The organism is Pseudomonas sp. NBRC 100443 (assembly GCF_030268185.1).
Classification (GTDB): Bacteria; Pseudomonadota; Gammaproteobacteria; order Pseudomonadales; family Pseudomonadaceae; genus Pseudomonas; species Pseudomonas citronellolis.
The window spans coordinates 36,994-60,017 of record NZ_BSQE01000014.1; the positions used below are offsets into that span (position 1 = coordinate 36,994).

19 protein-coding genes are annotated in these 23,024 nt (G+C 66.3%); 10 read left to right on the forward strand and 9 right to left on the reverse strand.

Translation table 11 applies throughout. The annotated features are described in order from the left end of the window. Positions 1-164 precede the first annotated feature (164 nt). The 3 genes from QSJ95_RS18705 to ehuR all read right to left on the reverse strand — a co-directional run bounded on the left by QSJ95_RS18705 (position 165) and on the right by ehuR (position 3,832). Positions 165-1,157 carry a cyclodeaminase gene (locus QSJ95_RS18705; protein ID WP_285644482.1) on the reverse strand — a complete coding sequence of 331 codons (993 nt, stop codon included), beginning with the start codon at positions 1,155-1,157 and terminating at the stop codon, positions 165-167. After that, positions 1,150-2,127, reverse strand: coding sequence for a hydroxyectoine utilization dehydratase EutB (gene eutB / locus QSJ95_RS18710; protein ID WP_285644483.1), 978 nt, complete (start codon positions 2,125-2,127; stop codon positions 1,150-1,152). Before eutB ends, QSJ95_RS18705 begins: the two co-directional genes overlap by 8 nt. 310 nt (positions 2,128-2,437) lie before the next feature. Continuing rightward, positions 2,438-3,832 (reverse strand): MocR-like ectoine utilization transcription factor EhuR, encoded by a 1,395-nt coding sequence (gene ehuR, locus QSJ95_RS18715; protein ID WP_043313951.1) that lies wholly within the window; start codon positions 3,830-3,832, stop codon positions 2,438-2,440. Positions 3,833-4,236: 404 nt separating this feature from the next. Between ehuR and ehuB the strand changes: the two genes are divergently transcribed. From ehuB to ehuA, 4 genes are read left to right on the forward strand one after another with little or no spacing between them, the layout of a single operon-like run. Continuing rightward, positions 4,237-5,091, forward strand: coding sequence for an ectoine/hydroxyectoine ABC transporter substrate-binding protein EhuB (ehuB, locus tag QSJ95_RS18720; protein ID WP_061560274.1), 855 nt, complete (start codon positions 4,237-4,239; stop codon positions 5,089-5,091). A 60-nt stretch (positions 5,092-5,151) separates the two neighbouring features. Beyond that, entirely contained in the window at positions 5,152-5,808 is a 657-nt protein-coding gene (ehuC, locus tag QSJ95_RS18725) for an ectoine/hydroxyectoine ABC transporter permease subunit EhuC (RefSeq protein WP_009614465.1), read from the forward strand. Beyond that, positions 5,808-6,464 carry an ectoine/hydroxyectoine ABC transporter permease subunit EhuD gene (gene ehuD / locus QSJ95_RS18730; protein WP_009614464.1) on the forward strand — a complete coding sequence of 219 codons (657 nt, stop codon included), beginning with the start codon at positions 5,808-5,810 and terminating at the stop codon, positions 6,462-6,464. The genes ehuC and ehuD overlap by 1 nt, the downstream gene beginning before the upstream one ends. A gap of 23 nt (positions 6,465-6,487) precedes the next feature. Further along, on the forward strand, positions 6,488-7,321 hold the full coding sequence (gene ehuA, locus QSJ95_RS18735) for an ectoine/hydroxyectoine ABC transporter ATP-binding protein EhuA (RefSeq protein ID WP_058487941.1): 834 nt from the start codon (positions 6,488-6,490) through the stop codon (positions 7,319-7,321). A gap of 439 nt (positions 7,322-7,760) precedes the next feature. Here ehuA and QSJ95_RS18740 read toward each other — a convergent pair whose 3' ends face one another. The 4 genes from QSJ95_RS18740 to QSJ95_RS18755 all read right to left on the reverse strand — a co-directional run bounded on the left by QSJ95_RS18740 (position 7,761) and on the right by QSJ95_RS18755 (position 11,130). Next, on the reverse strand, positions 7,761-8,027 hold the full coding sequence (locus QSJ95_RS18740; protein ID WP_009614462.1) for a PilZ domain-containing protein: 267 nt from the start codon (positions 8,025-8,027) through the stop codon (positions 7,761-7,763). Positions 8,028-8,083: 56 nt separating this feature from the next. After that, positions 8,084-9,397 carry an Nramp family divalent metal transporter gene (locus QSJ95_RS18745; protein ID WP_281687811.1) on the reverse strand — a complete coding sequence of 438 codons (1,314 nt, stop codon included), beginning with the start codon at positions 9,395-9,397 and terminating at the stop codon, positions 8,084-8,086. A 6-nt stretch (positions 9,398-9,403) separates the two neighbouring features. Next, the gene (locus tag QSJ95_RS18750) at positions 9,404-10,291 is read right to left on the reverse strand and encodes a lysophospholipid acyltransferase (RefSeq protein WP_009614460.1); all 888 of its coding nucleotides are present in this window, start codon (positions 10,289-10,291) and stop codon (positions 9,404-9,406) included. Positions 10,292-10,581: 290 nt separating this feature from the next. After that, positions 10,582-11,130, reverse strand: coding sequence for a DNA-3-methyladenine glycosylase I (locus QSJ95_RS18755; RefSeq protein ID WP_069862874.1), 549 nt, complete (start codon positions 11,128-11,130; stop codon positions 10,582-10,584). 182 nt (positions 11,131-11,312) lie between these two features. Here QSJ95_RS18755 and glyQ point away from each other — a divergent pair, with 182 nt between their 5' ends. The 6 genes from glyQ to QSJ95_RS18785 all read left to right on the forward strand — a co-directional run bounded on the left by glyQ (position 11,313) and on the right by QSJ95_RS18785 (position 19,313). Next, complete coding sequence (glyQ, locus tag QSJ95_RS18760; RefSeq protein ID WP_009614458.1) at positions 11,313-12,278, forward strand: glycine--tRNA ligase subunit alpha; 966 nt, start codon at positions 11,313-11,315, stop codon at positions 12,276-12,278. Beyond that, positions 12,278-14,332, forward strand: a complete 2,055-nt coding sequence (glyS, locus tag QSJ95_RS18765) for a glycine--tRNA ligase subunit beta (protein WP_285644492.1) — start codon at positions 12,278-12,280, stop codon at positions 14,330-14,332. Before glyQ ends, glyS begins: the two co-directional genes overlap by 1 nt. Before the next feature lie 78 nt (positions 14,333-14,410). After that, positions 14,411-14,941, forward strand: coding sequence for a D-glycero-beta-D-manno-heptose 1,7-bisphosphate 7-phosphatase (gene gmhB / locus QSJ95_RS18770; RefSeq protein ID WP_043313928.1), 531 nt, complete (start codon positions 14,411-14,413; stop codon positions 14,939-14,941). Between the two features lie 13 nt (positions 14,942-14,954). Then, entirely contained in the window at positions 14,955-15,722 is a 768-nt protein-coding gene (locus tag QSJ95_RS18775) for a lysophospholipid acyltransferase family protein (RefSeq protein ID WP_009614452.1), read from the forward strand. Positions 15,723-15,912: 190 nt separating this feature from the next. After that, entirely contained in the window at positions 15,913-16,230 is a 318-nt protein-coding gene (locus QSJ95_RS18780) for an NUDIX hydrolase (RefSeq protein ID WP_043313931.1), read from the forward strand. A 647-nt stretch (positions 16,231-16,877) separates the two neighbouring features. Then, complete coding sequence (locus tag QSJ95_RS18785; RefSeq protein ID WP_285644644.1) at positions 16,878-19,313, forward strand: TOTE conflict system archaeo-eukaryotic primase domain-containing protein; 2,436 nt, start codon at positions 16,878-16,880, stop codon at positions 19,311-19,313. Positions 19,314-19,497: 184 nt separating this feature from the next. Here the strand turns inward: QSJ95_RS18785 and gyrB are convergent, their stop codons facing one another. Then, positions 19,498-21,918, reverse strand: a complete 2,421-nt coding sequence (gene gyrB / locus QSJ95_RS18790) for a DNA topoisomerase (ATP-hydrolyzing) subunit B (RefSeq protein WP_043313934.1) — start codon at positions 21,916-21,918, stop codon at positions 19,498-19,500. After that, entirely contained in the window at positions 21,915-23,021 is a 1,107-nt protein-coding gene (gene recF / locus QSJ95_RS18795) for a DNA replication/repair protein RecF (protein WP_043313936.1), read from the reverse strand. Before recF ends, gyrB begins: the two co-directional genes overlap by 4 nt. Positions 23,022-23,024 lie beyond the last annotated feature (3 nt).

Here is a 23,024-nt window from a genome sequence, read left to right on the forward strand (position 1 = left end):
CATTGTCGGGCCCTCTCCGGAGAGCCCGTGCCTGTGTTTCCCCCTCACCCCAGCCCTCTCCGGGGGGAGAGGGGGCAGTCCGAGCCGGCTGACGCCATGGCTTCATCCTGCACCGAAGGGTCCCCTCTCCCGCTTGCGGGAGAGGGTTAGGGTGAGGGTGCTCTTCAACTGCTGAAGCGGAACCCCTTGCCCATGCGCTGCGCGCGCTGGAAGGCCAGGCCGGCGATGGCGGTGTCCTGGGCGCCGGTGCCGGTAAGGTCGCAGAGGGTCACGTCCCGGGCGCTGCGGCGGCCCGGGCGCTGGCCGGCGATGACCTGGCCGAGTTCGGCGAAGTCGGTGCCCGCCTCCACCAGCCCGGCTTCGATGGCGTGGTGCAGTTCGCCGAGCACGCGGGTCTGGCTCAGGCGGTCGGCGACGTAGCAGTCCAGCGCCGCCAACGCGTCGGCGGCGATCTCGTTCTTGTGCTCGGCGTCCGAGCCCATGGCGGTGATGTGCAGGCCCGGGCGCAGGTGGCGCTTCCGGATCAGCGGCTCGCGGCTGGGCGTGGTGGTGATGGCGATGTCCGCGCCTTCCAGGGCTTCGTCGACGCTGGAACAGGCGACCACCGGGATGCCCAGGGCGGTGCTCAGTTCGGCGGCGCACTGGCGCGCCTTGGCCGCGTCGCGGGCCCAGAGGCTGGCGCCCTCGATCGGCCGCACCAGGCACAGCGCCTTGAGCTGCAGGCGCGCCTGCTCGCCGGCGCCGAGGATGGCCACCCGGCGGGCGTCCTCGCGGGCCAGCCACTTGGCGGCCACGGCGCCGGCGCAGGCGGTGCGCACGGCGGTGAGGTAGCCGTTGTCCAGCAGCAGGGCGTCGAGCAGGCCGGTGTGCGCCGACAGCAGCATCATCATGCCGTTGAGGCTGGGCAGGCCGAGCTTCGGGTTGTCGAAGAAGCCCGGGCTGACCTTGATGGCGAAGCGCGGCAGGCCCGGCAGGTAGGCGGTCTTCACGTCCACTTCGCCGTTGTGCTCGGGGATGTCCAGGCGCAGGATCGGCGGCATCGCCACCGCCGCCGTGGCCAGCAGGCGGAAGGCCTGCTCGACGGCGTCGAGGCTTTCATGGTCCAGCGCCACGCAGGCGCGCAGGTCGGCTTCGCTGAGCAGGGTGACGTCAGCCATGCAGGTCTTCCTCGATGATGCGTTGATGTTGTTCGATGGCGATGTTGCGGCCGCTGACGACCACCACCACCGGCCCTTCGGCGGCGATGCGGCCTTCCAGCAGCGCGGCGATGCCCACCGCCGCGGCGCCTTCCACCACTTGGCGTTCCTCGCGGTAGGCGTGGCGGATGCCGGCGGCGATGGCGGGCTCGTCGAGCAGGTGCAGCTCGTCGCAGTGGGCGCGGGCGAGGGCGAAGGTGTAGCGGTTGTCCAGGCCGATGCCGCCGCCGAGGGAGTCGGCGAGGGTCGGCAGTTCTTCCACTTCCACGGGCTGGCCGGCTTCCAGGCTGGCGGCCATGGCCGCGCCGCGGCGCATGCTGATGCCGTGCAGGCGGATCGACGGGTCGGCCGCCTTCAGCGCCACAGCCACGCCGCCGAACAATCCGCCGCCGGACAGCGGCACCAGCACCTGGCGCACCTGCGGCAGCTGTTCGAGGATTTCCAGGCCCAGGGTGCCCTGGCCGGCGACGATCTGCGGGTGGTCGAAGGGCGGCAGCAGCGCCGCGCCCTGCTCGCGGGCGATGCGCTCGGCCTCGGCCTGGGCGTCGTCCTGGCTGTTGCCGACGATGCGCACCTCGGCGCCGAGGGCGCGGATCGCCTCGACCTTGTTCGCCGGCACCAACTGTGACAGGCAGATGGTGGCCGGCACGCCCAGCACGCGGGCGGCATGGGCGAGGGCGCGGCCGTGGTTGCCGGTGGAGGCGGCGACCACCCCGCGGGCCTTCCGGGCGTCGTCCAGCTGGGCGATGGCGTTGCTGGCGCCGCGCAACTTGAAGCTGCCGGTAATCTGCTGCGACTCCAGCTTCAGGTACACCGGCGCGCCCAGCAGCGCGGAGAGGCTGGGCGAATGCTCCAGCGGCGTCTGCCGCACCAGGCCGCGGATGCGCTGGCGGGCGCGGTACAGCTCGATCAGGGGGATCTCGTTGGCCATGGCGGCCTCCCGACAATGCAGTCGGGCCGAGTGTATGAGCGGGAAATTGTCGCGATGAATGTACTAGGACGATGTCGTGGAGATTGTCATTCGTCGTGGTAATGGGCGATGGGTATCGCTTCGCTCGACCCATCCTACGGGGCCTCGAACCCACCTACCACCTATAGGAGCGGATCCCATCCGCGAATCGCGCCGGGACGTCCGGCTATCGCGGACAAGGTCCGCTCCTACGGGTAATTTGTAGGAGCGGGCCCTGCCCGCGATTCGCGCGCAGGGCGCGCTCCTACAAGGGGACGGGGCGGCGGCCCGTTCAGAAATCGTGGATCTTCGGGTACTGCTCGAACAGCTCGCGCATGTCGTCCAGGGCCTGGGCCATGCGTTCGTCGCTGCATTCGGCGCCCATGCACAGGCGCACCGCGCGCGGCCGCGGCGTGCCGCGGACCATGAAGGGGTCCGGCGAGGTTACGGCGATGTGCCGGTGGCGCAGCTCGCGCACCAGGCTGTCCAGCTCCCAGTGCTCGGGAATGCCCATCCAGCAGCTCAGGGCCTGCGGCGCATGGCCCAACAGGTGTTCGGCGAAGCGCTCGGCCACCAGCGCCTGGCGCGCCGCCAGCAGGCGCCGCTGGCGCTCCACCAGGGCCTGGGCGTTGCCGTTGTGGATCCAGCGGGTGGCCACTTCGGCCAGCAGCGGCGCGGCCATCCAGCTGTTCACCCGCAGGATGCTCTCGGTGCGCAGGGCCAGGCGCCGCGGCACCACCAGGTAGCCGATGCGCAGGCCGGTGAGCACGCTCTTGGTGAAGCTGGTGCAGTAGAACGACAGCTCCGGCAGGTAGTGGCTCAGCGGCGGCGCGCGGTCCTCGCCCAGCAGCGGGCCGTAGACGTCGTCCTCGATGACGTAGACGCCGAAGCGCTGGGCGATGGCGGCGATCTCCCGGCGCCGGGTGTCGCTCATCAGGCTGGAGGTGGGGTTGTTCAGGTTGGGCGTGCACACCAGCGCGGTGATGCGCTCGTTGGCGCAGAGGTCCTCGAAGTGCTCGGGGTCGATGCCCTCGCGGTCGACCTCCACGCCCTTCAGGGTGAAGCCGAGCACCTGGGAATTGCCGATCACCCCGTGGTCGGTGAGCTGCTCGCAGAGCACCACGTCGTCCGGCCCGGCCAGGGAGGCGAGGGCGATGAAGATGGCGTGGGCGGCGCCGTTGGTGATCAGCAGGTCGTCGCGCTCGCAGCGTAGGCCCTGCTGCGCCAGCCACTGCGCCGCCGCCTCGCGGTGGCCGTCGAAGCCGGCGATCGGCCGGCAGGCGCGCATCCACGGCTGGTCCGTCTCCTGCGCCAGCTGGCGGCAGGTGTCCTGCCACAGGCGGTCGTGCTCGTCGGTGTGGACGATGCTGGCCATGGAGAAGTCCACCAGCGCGCGCTCGGGGTGGTCGAGCATGTAGCGCGACACGCCCTCGGTCATGCGCCGCGAGACGAAGCTGCCGCGGCCCACCTCGCAGCGCACCAGGCCCTGGCGCTCCAGTTCCTTGTAGGCGTTGGTCACCGTCTGCACGCTGATGCCCAGGCCGTCGGCCACCTGGCGCTGCGGCGGCAGGCGCTGGCCGTCGTGCAGGCGGCCCTGTTCGATTTCCGTGGCGATGGCCTGGACCAGCGTCTTGTACTTGGATTCGCCGACCCGCAGGCCGGCCAGCGCGTGGCGCCAGCTTTGCATGATGGGCATTCCCCTTCGACCTCGGCACAGGGTGATGGATCAGGGCATTTCCATGGATTGTCCTAGTGCAATTCCGGCGCCGGAAAGCCTTTTGTATGCTCGGGCCGACCAGCCGCTCATGCCGCCGCCCCCGCGGCACAAGGCCGGCGCAGAAAAAAGCCATGGATGGGCGCGTCGCGACAGGCGGTTTTTTCCGCCGCGACGGCGCCGATCGGGAACAGCCGCAAGGCCGGACGGCTTAGTCTGCAACGCAACCAATGCCCTCTGTCGGGGCAGTACTTCGGAAGGCCCGCCCGGCGGGTCCCAACATAAGAACAACAGTCGCACGACATCGCTACCTGCCATCCACCGCCGCGTCCCAACACCACAACAAGGCCGGCACGAGAAGATCAGGAGATCCGAAGATGAGTACCGCCCCCCGTTCCCTCCATCGCCTGGGCCTGGCCTGTACCCTGCTGGCGGGCCTTGCGGCCAGCTTCGCCAGCCAGGCCGAGACCACCCTGGAACGCATCCAGAGCACCGGCACGGTGCGCATCGGCTACGCCAACGAGGCGCCCTTCGCCTACACCGAGACCTCCGGCAAGGTCACCGGCGAGTCGCCGGAGATCGCCACCAAGGTGTTCACCGCCATGGGCGTGAAGAAGGTCGAACCGGTGCTCACCGAGTGGGGCGCGCTGATCCCCGGGCTGCGCGCCGGGCGCTTCGACGTGATCGCCGCGGGCATGTACATCACCCCGCCGCGCTGCCGGCAGGTGATCTTCACCGACCCGCACTACCAGATCCCCGACACCCTGCTGGTGAAGCGGGGCAACCCGAAGAACCTGCACAGCTACGCCGACGTTGCGAAGAACCCGGACGTGCGCCTGGCGATCATGTCCGGTACCGCCGAGCTGGGCTACGCCCGCGCCGAGGGGGTGAGCGACGAGCAGATCGTCCAGGTCCCGGACACCACCGCGCAGCTGCAGGCGGTGCGCGCCGGCCGCGCCGACGCCAGCGTCGGCACCGCGCTGACCATGAAGGGCCTGGCGGCGAAGGGCGGCGACAGCGTCGAGGCCATCGCCGACTTCAAGGACGACCCGGCGCACATCGGCTACGGCGCCCTGGCCTTCCGCCCGGAAGACAAGGACCTGCGCGACGCGGTGAACCAGCAGCTGAAGAAGTGGCTGGGCAGCGACGAGCACCTGCAGACGGTCAAGCCGTTCGGCTTCGACAAGTCCAACCTGACCGACAAGAGCGCCGCCGAGCTCTGCAAACAGTGACCGCAGGGGGCCCCGCCCCCTCGGCCGTTCCGTCGAACCTGTCGATACGGGATGCGCAACATGGGTGAATTGCTTCCACTGCTGCTGGAGGGCGCCTGGGTCACCGTCCAGGTCACCTTCTTCGGCTCGCTGCTGGCGGTGGCGCTGGCCATCGTCGCCGCCCTCGGCCGCCTGGCGCCGTGGCCGGCGGTGCGCTGGCTGGCCATCGGCTACATCGAGCTGTTCCGCGGCACCTCGCTGCTGGTGCAGCTGTTCTGGCTGTTCTTCGTACTGCCGCTGCCGCCGTTCAACCTGGAACTGGGCGCCTACACGGTGGCCATCCTCGGCCTGGGCCTGCACATCGGCGCCTATGGCGCGGAGGTGATGCGCGGGGCCATCGGCTCGGTGCCCAAGGGGCAGTACGAGGCCGCGCTGGCGCTGAACATGACGCCGTTCACGCGCTTTCGCCGGATCATCCTGCCGCAGGCGCTGCTGTGCGCCATACCGCCGGGCACCAACCTGCTGATCGAGCTGCTGAAGAACACCTCGCTGGTGTCGCTGATCACCCTCTCGGACCTGACCTTCCGCGCCCGCCAGCTGGACCAGGCGACCTTCGAGACGCTGAAGATCTTCACCCTGACCCTGGTGCTGTACTTCGCCATGGCCCAGGCCATCGTCTTCCTCATGCGCCGCCTGGAACGCCGGCTGGGGCATGGGCGCATCCGGGGAGGCCTGTGATGAAGTTGTTCGACTGGCAATTCGCCTGGCAGATCCTGCCGCAGCTACTGCACGCCTCGCTCAAGACCATCGGCATCACCCTGGTCGGCTTCGCCCTGGCGGTGGTCTTCGGCCTGCTCTTCGCCCTGGCCCGACGCAGCCGGCACTTCTGGCTATCGTGGCCGGCGGCCTGGCTGATCGAGTTCATCCGCAGCACGCCGCTGCTGATCCAGGTGTACTTCCTGTTCTACGTGCTGCCCAGCTACGGGCTGAACATGACCTCGCTGGTGGCCGGCACCCTGGGCATCGCCCTGCACTACGCCTGCTACACCGCCGAGGTCTATCGCGCCGGCCTGGAGTCGGTGCCGCGCGGGCAGTGGGAGGCGGTCACGGCGCTGAACTTCTCGCCGTGGCGGGCCTATCGCCAGGTGATCCTGCCCCAGGCCATCCGCCCGGTGCTGCCGGCCCTGGGCAACTACCTGATCGCCATGTTCAAGGACACACCGGTGCTCTCGGCGATCACCGTGGTGGAAATCATGCAGCAGGCCAAGAACATCGGTTCCGACAGCTTCCGCTACCTGGAGCCGATCACCCTGGTCGGGGTGTTCTTCCTGCTCATCAGCATCAGCCTGGCCGGCGTGGTCCGCCAGGTGGAAAAACGCACGGCACTGCCATGAAAGCGCCCACCGGAGGAAACCCCATGACCGTCCTGTCCATGACCACCCGGCCGCTGGCCGACGAGGCCCCGCGGGCACAGACCGCCCAGCCGATGGTGCGCTTCCGCGACGTGTGCAAGAGCTACGGCAGCTTCAGCGTGCTGAACCACCTGAACCTGGAGGTGGGCGCCAACGAGAAGGTCGCCATCATCGGCCCCAGCGGCTCGGGCAAGTCGACCCTGCTGCGCGCCCTGATGACCCTGGAGAGCATCGACAGCGGGGCGATCGAGGTGGATGGCGAGCCGCTCACCCACCAGCTGCGCAACGGCGAGCCGGTGCGCGCCTCGGAAGCCCACGTGCGCCGCGTGCGCGGCAAGATCGGCATGGTGTTCCAGAGCTTCAACCTGTTCCCGCACATGAGCGCGCTGAAGAACGTGATGGAAGCGCCGGTGCAGGTGCTGGGCATGCGCCGCGACGAGGCCCGCGAGCGCGCCGTGGAATTGCTGGAGATGGTCGGCCTGGGCAACAAGCTGGAGCACTACCCCTCGCAGCTCTCCGGCGGCCAGCAGCAGCGCGTGGCCATCGCCCGCGCCCTGGCCATGCGGCCGAAAGTGATGCTGTTCGACGAGGTGACCTCGGCGCTGGACCCGGAGCTGTGCGGCGAAGTGCTCAACGTGGTGCGCCGGCTCGGCACCGAGCACAACCTGACCATGCTGATGGTCACCCACCAGATGGGCTTCGCCCGCGAATTCGCCGACCGGGTATGCTTCTTCCACCAGGGCAGCATCCTGGAACAGGGGACGCCGGAGCAGCTGTTCGGACACCCGCAGCATGAGCGGACGCGGTGTTTCCTGAGCGCGGTGAACGAGGCGAGTTGAGGGGGGCCTGGTTTTTTGTAGGAGCGAGCTTGCTCGCGAACAGTGCTCAACTGTGATTTCGGTGTGTTGGCTTGGCTCCGCTCCCTCTCCCCAACCCTCTCCCTGAAGGGAGAGGGAGCTTGTCCGTGCCGAGAGAAGATTTGGTGTCAGCCGGCAGTCCCTGTGCTAGCCGGCTGACTCCATAACATCAGCGTCTGCCCAACGGTCCCCTCTCCCTTCAGGGAGAGGGTTAGGGAGAGGGCGTTCTTTGGACCCCTGCCAATTCCTGCCGGCGGAACACCCTTCGCGAGCAAGCTCGCTCCTACGAAAAGCCATGCCCATCCACACCGTAGGAGCGGACCTTGTCCGCGATAGCCGGCCGTCCCGGCGCGATTCGCGGATGAGATCCGCCCCTACGGTGTCAGAGAGCAGGTTCCCCAGCCCACCGCAGTAGCCACTATCAGTCGGAATCGACGAAACGCAGGCCGGCGCCTTCAGCGTCGGTGCGCATGACTTCCATCTCCAGCACCGGCGCTTCCATGGGCAGGTCTTGCACCTGGCCGTGCACGCGGGTGCCGGGAGCAAGCCCGGCCAGCGCCGCGTGGCGCACGTAGACGCCGCCGTCGGAGAGGTCACGGGTGTGGCCGATGACCTCGCCGAAGCTGGGGTGGACGATCTTGATCCTGCACTTCATCGGGGTACGCGGGTACTGCCTCTGATTCGCCATGCTCGGCATCCGTCCGGAATGTCAGCGACATAGTCGGCCCGATCCGCCGCCGCCGGTCAAGCGGCCAGTTGCCCCAGCAGCCAGAGGTTGGCGCCGCTGATGACCACGAAAAGCAGCCAGGCCAGCGCGCGGGTCGGCCAGCGGTTGGCGAATTCGCCCATCAGCGCGCGGTCGCTGGTGAAGCGGATCAGCGGCCAGAGCGCGAAGGGCAGCTGCAGGCTGAGCACCACCTGGCTGAACACCAGCAGCTTGCCCACCGCCCTGTCGCCCATCAGCATCACCCCCAGCAGCGCCGGGATCAGCGCCAGGGCGCGGGTGATCAGGCGGCGCTGCCAGCAGGGAATCTTCATCTGCAGGAAGCCTTCCATGATCACCTGGCCGGCGATGGTGCCGGTGAAGGTGGAGCTCTGTCCGGAGGCGAGCAGGGCGACGCCGAAGAGGATGGCGGCCAGGCCGGCGCCGACCAGGGGTTCGAGCAGGCGGTAGGCGTCCTGGATCTCGGTGACGTCGGCGTGCCCGGTCTCGTGAAAGGCCGCGGCGGCGAGGATCAGGATGGCGGCGTTGATCAGCAGCGCCAGGCTCAGCGAGACCACGGTGTCCAGCCGCGCCAGGCGGATCGCCGAGGCCTTGCCCTGGCTGCCGGCCACCGCGCGGGTCTGCACGATGGAGGAGTGCAGGTAGAGGTTGTGCGGCATCACGGTGGCGCCGAGGATGCCGATGGCCAGGTACAGCGGCTCGCGCTGGCTGAGGGTGTCCAGGCTGGGCACGAAGCCGGCGGCGACGTCCGGCCAGTACGGCTTGATCAGCACCAGCTCGACCACGTAGCAGGCGCTGATGGTGACGATCAGCCCCAGCATGATCGCCTCCAGGTGACGGAAGCGCTGGCCCTTGAGGCCGAGGACGATCAGGGTGTCGAGGGCGGTGAGGAGGATGCCGCCGGTGAGGTTCACGCCCAGCAGCAGGTGGAAGGCCAGGGCGCAGCCGAGCACCTCGGCCAGGTCCGTGGCGATGATCGACAGCTCCGCCAGCAGCCACTGGACCTTGGCCATGGCCGGGCTGTAGCGCTGCCGCGAGAGCTGCGCCAGGTCCTGCCCGGTGACGATGCCCAGGCGCATGGCCAGGCACTGCAGGACCATGCCGGCGAGGCTGGACAGCAGCACCACGTAGAGCAGCTGGTAGCCGAAGCCGGAACCGGCCTCGATGGCCGTGGCCCAGTTGCCCGGGTCCATGTAGCCGATGGAGACCAGCAGGCCCGGCCCGGCGAACTGCAGGATGCGCTTCCACAGCGGCGCGCTGGGCGAAACGACGACGCTGCCCCTGACCTCAGAAGGGCAGAAGGGCGCGGTGGCGGTAGTCGGCAATCCCCACATGTCAGTTCAATACCACCTGGCTTCGCCTTCCGGGCGCTTCTTGAAGCGCTTCATGGTCCACATGTACTGGCTCGGGTAGTCGCGCACGTAGCGGGCCAGCTCGCGGCTCAGGGCGGCGACCGAGACTTCCATGTCCTTGTCGTACATGTCCGCCGGCGCGGCTTCGAGGATCACCTTGTAGCCGCTGCCGTCGGGCAGGCGCACCGCGTGGAAGAACACCCCGCGCGCCTTGCCGCGCGACAGCAGCGAGGGCACGAACTTGCTGGTCAGCGCGGTGGTGCCCAGGTAGGGCACGAACAGCCCCGAGCCCAGGTCCGGCTCCGGGTCGCACGGGATGCCGACGCAGCCGCCGCGCCGCACTTCCTTGATCACGCTGATGATGCCTTCCGGGGTCGACGGCGCCACGCGGTTGCCCAGCTGCACGCGCTGCTTCTTCAGCAGCTCGTCCACCGCCTTCAGCTTCGGCGGGCGGTAGAAGATGATCGGCTTGGCGTAGGAGCAGTAGAAGTGGTTGAGCACTTCCCAGTTGCCCAGGTGGCTGGTGATGCCCACCAGGCCGTCGCCGGAGGCCAGGGCCTCTTCCAGCACCTCCATGCCCTCGACCTCGCGGATGTACTGCAGCGACTTCTGCGGCGGCCAGATCCAGGCGCAGGCGCTCTCGGTGAGGGTCCTGCCGATGTCCATCAGGCTCTGGCCCAGCAGCTTGTCCAGCTCCGCGGCGGACAGCTCGGGGAAGCAATGCGAGATATTGATGCGCGCCACCTCGCGGGAGCGGTTGGGCAGCTTCCACATCAGCCAGCCGATGGCGGCCCCCAGCCCCTGCACCGCCCGCCAGGGCAGCATGGCGAACAGGCGCAGCCCACCCACCACCAAGGCACCTTTGAATTTCTCCACGGAATGCTCCTTCAGCCGAATGCGCACATTCTAACCAGCGGGCATGGGCGAAGGCGAAAGGCGCTCGGCAATGGGGGCGATAGAAACAGCCTGAATTCACGCACCGGGTGATCCGGCCATGCCCTTTTCTTTCCATGTAGGAGCGGGCCCTGCGCGCGAATCGCGGGCAGGGCCCGCTCACGATCGTAGGATGGGTGGAGCGAAGCGATACCCATCGCCATGGCCGCATGGGTTTCGCCGAGGCTCAACCCATCCTACGAAGAGCGCGTCGAAGCGAATTCCGTCCGCAGTCAGGACAGCTCGGCGTAGCGGTCGCAATCGGTGGTGTGGTCCATCACCATCCCCGTGGCCTGCATGAAGGCGTAGCAGATGGTCGGCCCAACGAAGGTGAAGCCGGCCTTCTTCAGCGCGCGGCTCATGGCCTCTGCCTCGGGCGTCACCGCCGGGACGTCGCCGCGGCCGCTGAAATGGTTGACCTTCGGCTGGCCGCCGACGAAGGACCAGAGGAATTCCACCGGCTCGGGCAGTTCCAGCCAGGCCCGGGCGTTCTGCCGCGCGGCCTTGAGCTTGGCCAGGTTGCGGATGATGCCCGCATCCTGCATGCGCTGCTCGATCTCCTCGTCGCTCATGCGCGCCAGGCGTTCGGGGTCGAAGCCGAACAGCACCTCGCGGTAGCGCTCGCGCTTGCGCAGCACGGTGATCCACGACAGCCCGGCCTGGGCGCCTTCGAGCACCAGCATTTCGAACAGCGCCTGCGGGTCTCTCTGCGGCACGCCCCACTCGGTGTCGTGGTAGGCGATGTACAGCGGGTCGTCGTTGCACCAGAAGCAGCGGGGCATGGCGGTCGTCCTGACGGGGCGAAGGGAGTCCCACTATAGCCGGAATACTGTATGAAGATACAGTCCAATCCCCGCTTCCCGGCGTTTGCGAATTCATCCGAAAACGTGCGCGCACCCCAAGCGGTGCGCGGCTTCGGGTATACTGCGGGGTTTTCGTCGCATACCCAGCACAGGTGAAATTCGTGAGTCAGACTACGCCCGCCGTGCGCACCTTCCAGGACCTGATCCTCGCCCTGCAACAGTACTGGGCCGACCAGGGCTGCGTGGTGCTGCAGCCCTACGACATGGAAGTTGGCGCCGGCACCTTCCATACCGCCACCTTCCTGCGCGCCATCGGCCCGGAGACCTGGAACGCCGCCTACGTGCAGCCCAGCCGCCGCCCCACCGACGGCCGCTACGGCGAGAACCCGAACCGCCTGCAGCACTACTACCAGTTCCAGGTGGTGCTCAAGCCCAACCCGGAGAACTTCCAGGAGCTCTACCTGGGCTCGCTGAAGGCCATCGGCATCGACCCGCTGGTGCACGACATCCGCTTCGTCGAGGACAACTGGGAATCGCCGACCCTCGGCGCCTGGGGCCTGGGCTGGGAAATCTGGCTGAACGGCATGGAAGTCACCCAGTTCACCTACTTCCAGCAGGTCGGCGGCATCGAGTGCTACCCGGTCACCGGCGAGATCACCTACGGCCTGGAACGCCTGGCCATGTACATCCAGGGCGTCGACTCGGTGTACGACCTGGTGTGGGCCGACGGCCCGTTCGGCAAGGTCACCTATGGCGACGTGTTCCACCAGAACGAGGTGGAGCAGTCGACCTACAACTTCGAGCACGCCAACGTCGAGAAGCTGTTCGAACTGTTCGACTTCTACGAAAGCGAAGCCAACCGCCTGATCGAGCTGCAGCTGCCGCTGCCGACCTACGAGATGGTCCTCAAGGCCTCGCACACCTTCAACCTGCTGGACGCGCGCCGCGCCATCTCGGTGACCGAGCGTCAGCGCTACATCCTGCGCGTGCGCACCCTGGCCCGTAACGTGGCGCAGAGCTACCTGCAGGCGCGCGCGCGCCTGGGCTTCCCGATGGCCACCCCCGCTCTTCGTGATGAAGTGCTGGCGCGTGACGAAGTACTGGCCAAGCTGAAGGAGGCCGAATAATGAGCGCGAAGGATTTCCTCGTCGAACTGGGCACCGAAGAGCTGCCCCCCAAGGCCCTGAAGAGCCTCGGTGAAGCCTTCCTGGCCGGCATCGAGAAGGGCCTTAAGGCCGCAGGCCTGACCTACTCGGCCGCCCGCTACTACGCCGCGCCGCGCCGCCTGGCCGTGCAGATCGACCAGCTCGCCGTGCAGCAGCCCGACCGCACCGTGAACCTTGACGGCCCGCCACTGCAGGCCGCCTTCGACGCCAGCGGCAACCCGACCCAGGCCGCCCTGGGCTTCGCCAAGAAGTGCGGCGTGGACCTGGCGCAGATCGACCAGAGCGGGCCCAAACTGAAGTTCAGCCAGACCATTGCCGGCCAGCCGGCCGTAGGCCTGCTGCCGGGCATCGTCGAAACCTCGCTGAACGACCTGCCGATTCCCAAGCGCATGCGCTGGGCCGCCCGCCGCGAAGAGTTCGTGCGTCCGACGCAGTGGCTGGTGATGCTGTTCGGCGACGAGGTGGTGGAGTGCGAGATCCTCACCCGCAAGGCCGGCCGTGAATCCCGTGGCCACCGCTTCCACAACCCGGACAACGTGCTGATCTCCAGCCCCGCCAACTACCTGGAAGACCTGCGCAGCGCCCACGTGCTGGCCGACTTCGCCGAGCGCCGCGAAATCATCGCCAAGCGCGTCGCCGAGCTTGCCGCCGAGCAGAAGGGCAGCGCCATCGTGCCGCCGGCCCTGCTCGACGAAGTGACCGCCCTGGTCGAATGGCCGGTGCCGCTGGTGTGCTCCTTCGAGGAACGCTTCCTCGCCGTGCCCCAGGAAGCGCTGATCACCACCATGCAGGACAACCAGAAGTACTTCTGCCTGCTGGACGCCAACGGCAAGCTGCTGCCGCGCTTCATCACCGTGGCCAACGTGCAGAGCAAGGCGCCCGAGCACATCGTCTCGGGCAACGAGAAGGTCGTGCGCCCACGCCTGACCGACGCCGAGTTCTTCTTCAAGCAGGACCAGAAGCAGCCGCTGGAGCGCTTCAACGAGCGCCTGAAGAACGTGGTGTTCCAGGCCCAGCTCGGCACCGTGTTCGACAAGGCCGAGCGCGTCTCCGCCCTGGCCGCCTTCATCGCCGAGCGCATTGGCGGTGACGCGAAGAACGCCGCCCGCGCCGGCATCCTCTCCAAGTGCGACCTGGCCACCGAGATGGTCGGCGAGTTCCCGGAGATGCAGGGCATCGCCGGCTACTACTACGCCACTGCCGGTGGTGAAGCCAACGACGTCGCCCTGGCGCTGAACGAGCAGTACATGCCGCGCGGCGCCGGCGCCGAGCTGCCAAGCACCCTGACCGGTGCCGCGGTGGCGGTGGCCGACAAGCTCGACACCCTGGTCGGCATCTTCGGCATCGGCATGCTGCCCACCGGCAGCAAGGACCCGTACGCCCTGCGCCGCGCCGCCCTTGGCGTGCTGCGCATCCTCATCGAGAAGCAGCTGGACCTCGACCTGGGCGAGGCCATCGCCTTCGCCGTCGGCCAGTACGGCGACAAGGTCAAGGCCGAGGGCCTGGCCGCCCAGGTCCAGGACTTCATCTTCGACCGCCTGCGCGCGCGCTACGAGGACGAAGGCGTAGACGTCGCCGTGTACCAGGCCGTGCGCGCCCTGACGCCGACCGCGCCGCTGGACTTCGACCAGCGCGTGCAGGCCGTGCAGGCCTTCCGCCAACTGCCCGAAGCCGAGGCCCTGGCCGCCGCCAACAAGCGCGTGTCCAACATCCTCGCCAAGGCCGAAGGAGAGGTGCCGCAGAGCGTGAATGCCGGCCTGCTCAACGAGGCCGCCGAGAAGGCCCTGGGCAGCGCCGTGGCGGCCGCCGAAGGCGAAGTGGCGCCGCTGGCCCGGGCGCGCGACTACCGCGCCGCCCTGGCCCGCCTGGCGGCACTGCGCGCACCGGTGGACGCCTTCTTCGAGGAAGTCCTGGTCAACGCCGACGACAGCGCCGTGCGCGCCAACCGCTACGCCCTGCTGGCGAAGCTGCGTGGGCTGTTCCTCGGCGTCGCCGATATCTCTCTGTTGGGGTAATGGAGCTGGAAGCTGGAAGCCTGAAGCTGGAATTTTTTCCCGCTTCAAGCTTCCGGCTTCAAGCCTCTGGCTAAAGCTATGAAGTTATTGATCGTCGACCGCGACGGCGTCATCAACCAGGACTCCGACGCGTACATCAAATCCCTCGACGAGTGGATTCCCATTCCCGGCGCCATCGCCGCCATCGCCCGCCTGAGCAAGGCCGGCTGGACGGTCGCGGTGGCCACCAACCAGTCCGGCATCGCCCGCGGCTACTACGACCTGGCGACACTGGAAAGCATGCACGCGCGGCTGCGCGAACTGGTGGCGGAACAGGGCGGCGAACTGGGGCTGATCGTCCATTGCCCCCATGGACCCGACGAAGGCTGCGAGTGCCGCAAGCCGAAGCCGGGTATGCTCAGGCAGATCGCCGCGCACTACGACGTTCCGCTCAAGGGCGTATGGTTCGTCGGCGACACCCGGGGTGACCTGGACGCCGCCCTGGCCGTCGACTGTCAGCCCGTGCTGGTGAAAACCGGCAAGGGCGAACGTACCCTGGCCAAACCGCTGCCCGAAGGCACGCTGGTCTTCGACGACCTGGCCGCCGTCGCCTCCCACCTCTTGCCCTAAGGACCCGCTGACCATGTCGACAGTGCAGGCCACCAGAACCGTTCTTTTCTACCTGCTGCTGTCCGCCAGCGCCTTCCTCTGGGGCACCCTCAGCCTGCTGATCGCGCCCTTCCTGCCGTTCCGCGCGCGCTACCGCTTCGTGGTCCAGCGCTGGTGCCGCTTCGCCGTCTGGCTGGCCTGGCACATGGTCGGCGTGCGCTACCGCCTGAGCGGCCTGGAGAACATCCCGCAGAAGCCCTGTGTGATCCTCTCCAAGCACCAGAGCACCTGGGAAACCTTCTTCCTCTCCGGCTACTTCGAGCCGCTGAGCCAGGTGCTCAAGCGCGAGCTGCTGTTCGTGCCCTTCTTCGGCTGGGCCCTGGCCCTGCTCAGGCCCATCGCCATCGACCGCAGCCAGCCCAAGCTGGCCCTCAAGCAGCTCGCCAAGCAAGGCCACGAGCGCCTGCAGCAGGGCGCCTGGGTGCTGATCTTCCCGGAAGGCACGCGCATCCCCACCGGCGAGCTGGGCAAGTTCTCCCGCGGCGGCGCGGCCCTGGCGGTGAACGCCGGCCTGCCGGTGCTGCCCATCGCCCACAACGCCGGCCACTGCTGGCCGAAGAACGGCTGGGCCAAGCACCCGGGCACCATCGAAGTGGTGTTCGGTCCGGCGATGCACGCCGAAGGCGAGGGCCCGCGCGCCATCGCCGAACTCAACCAGCGCGCCGAGGAATGGGTGGCGCGGACGCTGCGCGAGATGGGCGAGCTGCCGGCGCAGGCAACCCCCAAGGCCGACGTGGCCTGAGGCGGATAACCCAGCTGTAGCGAACAGGGCCCAAAGGGCCCTGTTTTCGCTTCTGGCGCACGATAAGGCGCTACGGCACCATCCCCTGGATTTTGTCCGATACGCCCTCCACGCGCGTCCCAGGCGGCCTATAAGCTCAAGGACAGGCCCCAGGGAAGAGCGCTCGCCATGCCTTCGATCGAACCGCGTCATGCTGCTGCGCAATCCCCAGGCGGCCTTCTGCGGCGGCACCCTGGTGTTCCCCGGCGGCAAGGTGGAACAGGCCGACGGCCATGCGCGGCTCCGTCAGCACTGCCTGGGCGCGGATGCCCTGGACGACGACGAACTGCGTTTCCGCGTGGCGAGGCTGCGCGAACTGTTCGAGGAGAGCGGCATCCTCCTGGCACGGCGCGCGGGTAGCGAGCAGCCTTGGCTGGAGGAAATTGGCGGCATCCGCCATCTGTGCATTCCCGAGGATGCAGGCTACCCCGAGGCGGTCTTTCCGCTAAGGCCTGGTGCGGGGTTCTGAATCCGTTTTCCGCATAAACGCCCTCCTTGGTCGGAGAGCGGCTTCGGAGCAAGCCCAACAATTGCCCTCATGGCGTTTCCTATAGGGAAGAGGCCCTCCGCCCCGACCTCGCCATATCCCGGCGTAGGGCGCATAACGCCTACGGCGTTATCCGCCGAATCACGAACGGAGTCCTACGGAGTCTCCTCGTAGGATGGGTTGAGCGAAGCGATACCCATCACCGCAACCGCATGGGTTTCGCAGGCTCAACCCATCCTACGAAGAGCACCTCGGCACGACCGGCAAGGTTGCTCCTACGGTTCAGGGAAGCACGGGCGTAGGAGCGGACTCCGTCCGCGATTGGCCTCACCAGCCCCGCCGAACGCCCCGGTGGCACGGCCAACGGCGGATAACCGCGAACGGTTATGCGCCCTACGCGCTCCTTCGCTCGCGAGAGTGACGGGGACGATCAGGCGCTTCAGGACGACGCCGAACTCTCCGACTGCTCCGAACAACCCCCTCTCCCTCTGGGAGAGGGCTGGGGTGAGGGAGCGGAACCAGAGCCAGGATGCCTTCGCTGAACCATGGCAGAGCCTAAAAACAGCATTACAACCACCGCTCGGCAATTTGGCTTTATGGTAATGATTTGCCGTCAGGCCCACGACCTGATGGCCGATGAGAGGTCGAAAGAAGGTCGTTTCATTGTGAAGGTCGATAAGGATCAGTTGGAACATTTGCGGGCGGAGAACGCTCGCTTGATCGAGCTACTGGAAGCCCATGGCATCGACTGGCGCCTGCCTGACGGGCGACCGAGCCGTCCCCCGACGCCAACCAAGCATCTCGATACGGACGCAAAGCTGGCGCTCTTCAAACGTCTTTTCCGCGGCAGGGCCGATGTGTTCCCCATACGCTGGGAAAGCAAGGCTGGCAAATCAGGCTACTCGCCTGCCTGTGCCAATGAATGGCGGCCGGGCATATGCCAGAAGCCTCGGATCAAATGCGGAGATTGCTCGCATCGCCAACTACTGCCACTCACCGACCAGGTGCTCTACAGGCATCTGGCCGGAGAGATCGTGATCGGCGTGTATCCACTGCTCCCGGATGACACCTGCCATTTCCTCGCAGTGGATTTTGACGAAGCCGATTGGCGAGACGATGCCCGGGCGTTCGTCCGCTCATGCCAAGAGCTGAACGTACCTGTTGCGTTGGAGGTTTCGCGCTCCGGCAATGGCGCCCACGCCTGGATATTCTTCGAACACAAGGTTCCCGCCCATGAGGCCCGGCAACTCGGCTCGGCCATCATCAGCCACACCTGCGACCGTACCCGCCAATTGACGCTGGCGTCCTACGATCGGTTGTTTCCGAATCAGGACAGCATGCCCAAGGGCGGCTTTGGCAACCTCATCGCCTTACCCCTGCAGAAGCAGGCTCGCGCGCATGGCGGGAGCGTCTTCGTCGACGAAGCACTGGCTCCCTATCCGGATCAATGGGCATTCCTGGCCAGCCTTCAGCCGATGCCCGTGCAAGCCATTGCCGCCACTACGCTACAGGCGACGGAGGGGCGTCATCCCCTGGATGTCATCGAGGTGACGGATGAGGATGAACGCAAACCCTGGCATGAGCCCTCGGCGACACCCAGGAAATTGAGCGTCCCTCTGCCAAGCTCGGTGAATGTGACGCTGGCCAACCAGATCTATTTCGAAAAGACGGAACTCCCTCAGCCGTTGGTCAACAAGCTGATCAGGTTGGCGGCCTTCCAGAACCCCGAGTTCTACAAGGCCCAGGCCATGCGCCTGCCAGTATGGAACAAGCCGCGGATCATCGGTTGCGCAGAGAACTTCCCTCGCCACATTGCCCTGCCTCGGGGCTGCCTCGATGAAGTACGGGCGCTGCTGCACGAGAATGCCATCAACCTCGTGGTTCAGGATGAGCGCTACGCAGGGCAGCCCATCGAAGTCGACTTCGCAGGCAAGCTACGTCCTGACCAGGAAGCCGCCCTCGAAGCCGTAACGCAATACGAGACGGGGGTTCTTTGTGCACCCACCGCATTCGGAAAAACCGTTACCGCCGCGGCCCTGATCGCCAGACGGCGAGTGAACACATTGATACTGGTGCACAGGACCGAACTACTGCAGCAGTGGAAAGAGCGCCTGCAGGCTTTCCTCGGCGTCGACAAGGCCGTTGTCGGCAGTATCGGAGGAGGCAAGGCAAGGCCCACGGGCATCATCGACGTCGCCTTGATGCAGTCGCTATCCCGCAAGGGCGAGGTCGACGAGCAAGTGAAGCGGTACGGGCAAATCATCGTGGATGAATGCCATCACCTGTCGGCCTTTTCGTTCGAGGCCATCCTGAAGAGCGCTCCTGCCAGGTATGTGCTGGGCCTGACAGCCACACCGATACGCCGGGATGGCCAGCAGCCGATTATCTTCATGCAGTGCGGGCCGATACGGCATACGGCGGCCAGGCCCGAAAGCGCCCCTGTCGATCTGCTCGTACTACCGCGGTGGTCGTCCAGGCCGATCGTTACGCAAGAAGGGGCGGGTATCCAGGAAGTCTTCCTGCTGATTGCCAGGGATACGGAGAGGACGGAGCGCATCGTTGCCGAGGTGGTTGCTGCCTTCAACCAGGGGAGGAAGATCCTGGTGCTGACGGAGCGAACGGACCATCTCAATGCGCTCGAGGAAAGATTGCCTGGGCAGATCAAGAATCTGTTCGCACTGCATGGCCGGCTTTCCAGGAAACAGCGTGCAGCCCTCATGGAGGGGTTGGCGGCCCTGCCTGCCGATGCACCCCGGGTAATCCTGGCCACCGGCAAGCTGGTGGGCGAAGGCTTCGATCATCCGCCCCTGGATACGCTCATACTGGCCATGCCGGTCTCCTGGAAGGGAACGCTTCAACAGTATGCGGGGCGGCTCCACCGTGAACATTCGAGCAAGGCTGACGTGCGCATCATCGACTTCGTCGACGCAGGGCACCCTGCCTTGCTTCGGATGTGGGGCAAGCGGGAGGCAGGTTATAGAGCGATGGGCTATCGCTTTGCGGAGGCATCCAGTTCCCTGGAGCTGTTCGGCCCGGCCATAGCCATCGACGACAATAGCGACTAGACAAGCCAAGGCTGCAGAAGCTCGGATGATTCACGCTCGATCACCGAGCAACGCCAATAGCAACCATTCTGGCGACCAGCCATAAAAAACCCCGGCTGACCTTTCGGAGAGCCGGGGTTTTCAAGAGCAGCAGGGCAGTTAACGTCTAGCAGGATATCCGTTCAACGTTGTCAGCCCCCACCCATCACACATCCAGGTTCGACACCGCCAGGGCGTTGCTTTCGATGAAGTCGCGGCGCGGCTCCACGGCATCGCCCATCAGGGTGTTGAAGATCTGGTCGGCGGCGATGGCGTCCTCGATGGTCACCTTCAGCATGCGGCGCACGTTCGGGTCCATGGTGGTTTCCCACAGCTGGTCCGGGTTCATCTCGCCGAGGCCTTTGTATCGCTGGATGCTGTGGCGCTTGGTGCCTTCGGCCATCAGCCATTCCAGGGCTTCCTTGAAGCTGGAGACCGGCCGCTTGCGCTCGCCCTTCTGCACGTAGGCGCCTTCTTCCATCAGGCTGTTCAGCTTGGCGCCCAGCTCGGTGACCGAGCGGTAGTCGTTGCTGGCGAAGAAGTCGCGGTTGAAGGTCACGTAGTTGGACAGGCCGTGGGCGACCATCTCCACCTCGGGCAGCCACAGGTGGCGCTCGCGGTCTTCGCGCAGGCTGGCGGTGTAGGTCAGGCCGGACTTCTCGGAAGTCTTCAGGCGCGCCTGGTACTGCTCCAGCCAGGCCTGCATGGCGGCCTGGTCGCCCAGCTGCTCGACGTCGATGCGCGGCAGGTAGACGAAGTGCTCGGTCAGGTCCTGCGGGTACAGGCGCGACAGGCGGGAGAGGGTACGCATGACGGTGCGGTACTCGTTGACCAGCTTCTCCAGCGCTTCGCCGGACAGGCCCGGGGCGCTTTCGTTGACGTGCACGCTGGCGTCTTCGAGGGCCGACTGGGTCATGTATTCCTCCATGGCCACGTCGTCCTTGATGTACTGCTCCTGCTTGCCTTTCTTCACCTTGTACAGCGGCGGCTGGGCGATGTAGATGTAGCCGCGCTCGACCAGCTCGGGCAGCTGGCGGAAGAAGAAGGTCAGCAGCAGGGTACGGATGTGCGAACCGTCGACGTCAGCATCGGTCATGATGATGATGTTGTGGTAGCGCAGCTTGTCGATGTTGTACTCCTCGCGCCCGATGCCGCAGCCCAGCGCGGTGATCAGGGTGCCGACCTCCTGGGAGGACAGCATCTTGTCGAAGCGAGCCTTCTCGACGTTGAGGATCTTGCCCTTGAGCGGCAGGATCGCCTGGGTCTTGCGGTTACGGCCCTGCTTGGCAGAACCGCCCGCGGAGTCACCTTCCACGATGTACAGCTCGGAGAGGGCGGGGTCCTTCTCCTGGCAGTCGGCGAGCTTGCCCGGCAGGCCGGCGATGTCCAGCGCGCCCTTGCGGCGCGTCATCTCGCGGGCCTTGCGCGCGGCCTCGCGGGCGCGGGCGGCGTCGATCATCTTGCCGACCACGGCCTTGGCCTCGTTGGGGTTCTCCAGCAGGAAGTCGGCGAAGTACTTGCCCATTTCCTGTTCCACCGCGGTCTTCACCTCGGAGGACACCAGCTTGTCCTTGGTCTGCGAGCTGAACTTCGGATCCGGCACCTTCACCGAAATGATCGCGGTCAGGCCTTCACGGGCGTCGTCGCCGGTGGTGGCGATCTTGTATTTCTTCGCCAGGCCTTCCTGCTCGATGTAGTTGTTCAGGTGGCGGGTGAGGGCAGAGCGGAAGCCCGCCAGGTGGGTACCGCCGTCACGCTGCGGAATGTTGTTGGTGAAGCAGAGGATGTTCTCGTTGAAGCTGTCGTTCCACTGCAGGGCGACTTCCACGCCAACGCCGTCTTCTTCGCGCTGGGTGTTGAAGTGGAACACCTGGTTGACGATGTTCTTGTTGGTGTTCAGATACTCGACGAAGGCGCGCAGGCCGCCCTCGTACTTGAACAGCTCTTCCTTGCCGGTGCGTTCGTCGCGCAGCAGGATGCCCACGCCGGAGTTGAGGAAGGACAGCTCGCGGATGCGCTTGGCCAGGATGTCCCAGCTGAAATGGATGCTGGTGAAGGTCTCGTTGGAGGCCTTGAAGTGCACCTCGGTACCCGAGCCATCGGTCTCGCCCACCGGGCGCAGCGGGAACTGCGGCACGCCGTGACGGTAGATCTGCTCCCAGACCTTGCCTTCGCGGCGGATGGTCAGGCGCAGCTCCTCGGAGAGCGCGTTCACCACGGACACACCCACACCGTGCAAGCCACCGGAAACCTTGTAGGAGTTGTCGTCGAACTTACCGCCGGCGTGCAGCACGGTCATGATGACCTCGGCCGCGGAAACCCCTTCTTCCTTGTGGATATCGACCGGAATGCCACGGCCGTTGTCGCGGACGGTGATCGACTCATCGGTGTGGATGGTGACGCTGATCTCGCTGCAGTAGCCAGCCAGGGCCTCGTCGATCGAGTTGTCCAGCACCTCGAACACCATGTGGTGCAGGCCGGTGCCGTCGTCCGTGTCGCCGATGTACATACCAGGACGCTTGCGTACCGCGTCCAGCCCCTTCAGCACCTTGATGCTGTTAGAGTCGTACGTGTTGTTCTCGCTCATTCTTCACTCCCGAGGGTGGTCTGAGAGACATGCCCATGTTCCACGTGGAACATCGCAACCGGCGTATCCGTTCGCCAGCCGTCCTTCAATGGTTCAGGGTCGACGCAGGTGATGAATACCTGGCAACCCAAGTCTTCAAGCAACCGGCACAACGAACGCCGGTGCTTTTCGTCGAGTTCCGAGGGCAGGTCGTCCACCAGGTAGACGCACTGTCCTCGCTTGGCCTGATTGATCAGGTGCCCCTGGGCAATACGCAGGGCGCAGACCACCAGTTTCTGCTGCCCCCGCGACAGGATCTCCGCCGCGTTATGCCCGCCCAGGCGAATTCGTAGATCGGCCCGTTGCGGTCCAGCCTGGGTATGCCCCATCTGCTGGTCGCGCAACAAGCTGCCGTTCAATACCTCGCTCAGCTCGCGATCCTTGTCCCAGCCGCGGTAATAGCTAAGGGTGAGCTGGTCCAACTGGATCAACTCTCCCAGCGTCTGTTCGAAGACCGGTTTGAGGGCCTGGATATAGGACCGCCGATAGCCATCGATTTCGTCGCTGGCAGTACACAATTCGCGATCCCAGGCAGCCTGCGAAGCACCGTCCAGTCTACCATGTCGGAGCCACGAGTTCCGCTGGCGCAGCGCCTTCTGCAGCCGCTGCCAGGCGACCATGAAGCGTTGTTCCACGTGGAACACTCCCCAGTCGAGGAACTGCCGGCGAATCTTCGGCGCGCCTTCCAGCAGGCGGAAGCTGTCCGGGTTGATCAACTGCAACGGCAAGGTTTCCGCCAGCTGCGCAGTGCTGCGCGCATTCTGGCCATCGATGCGAATCTGGAACTCGCCCTGGCGCTCCCGGGAAATACCCAGGTTGCTGGTCATGCCATTGGCAAGCTGAACCTGGCCGAAGACGGTGCAGGCGGCCTGTTCGTACTGGATGACCGGTTGCAGGCGCTGGCTACGGAAGGAGCGGGCGAGGCCGAGCAGGTGGACGGCTTCGAGCACGCTGGTCTTGCCGCTGCCGTTTTCGCCGTAGAGGATGTTGATGCGAGGGGAGGGGGAGAAGGTCACCGGGTGCAGGTTGCGCACCGCGGTGACCGAGACGCGGGTCAGTGACATTCA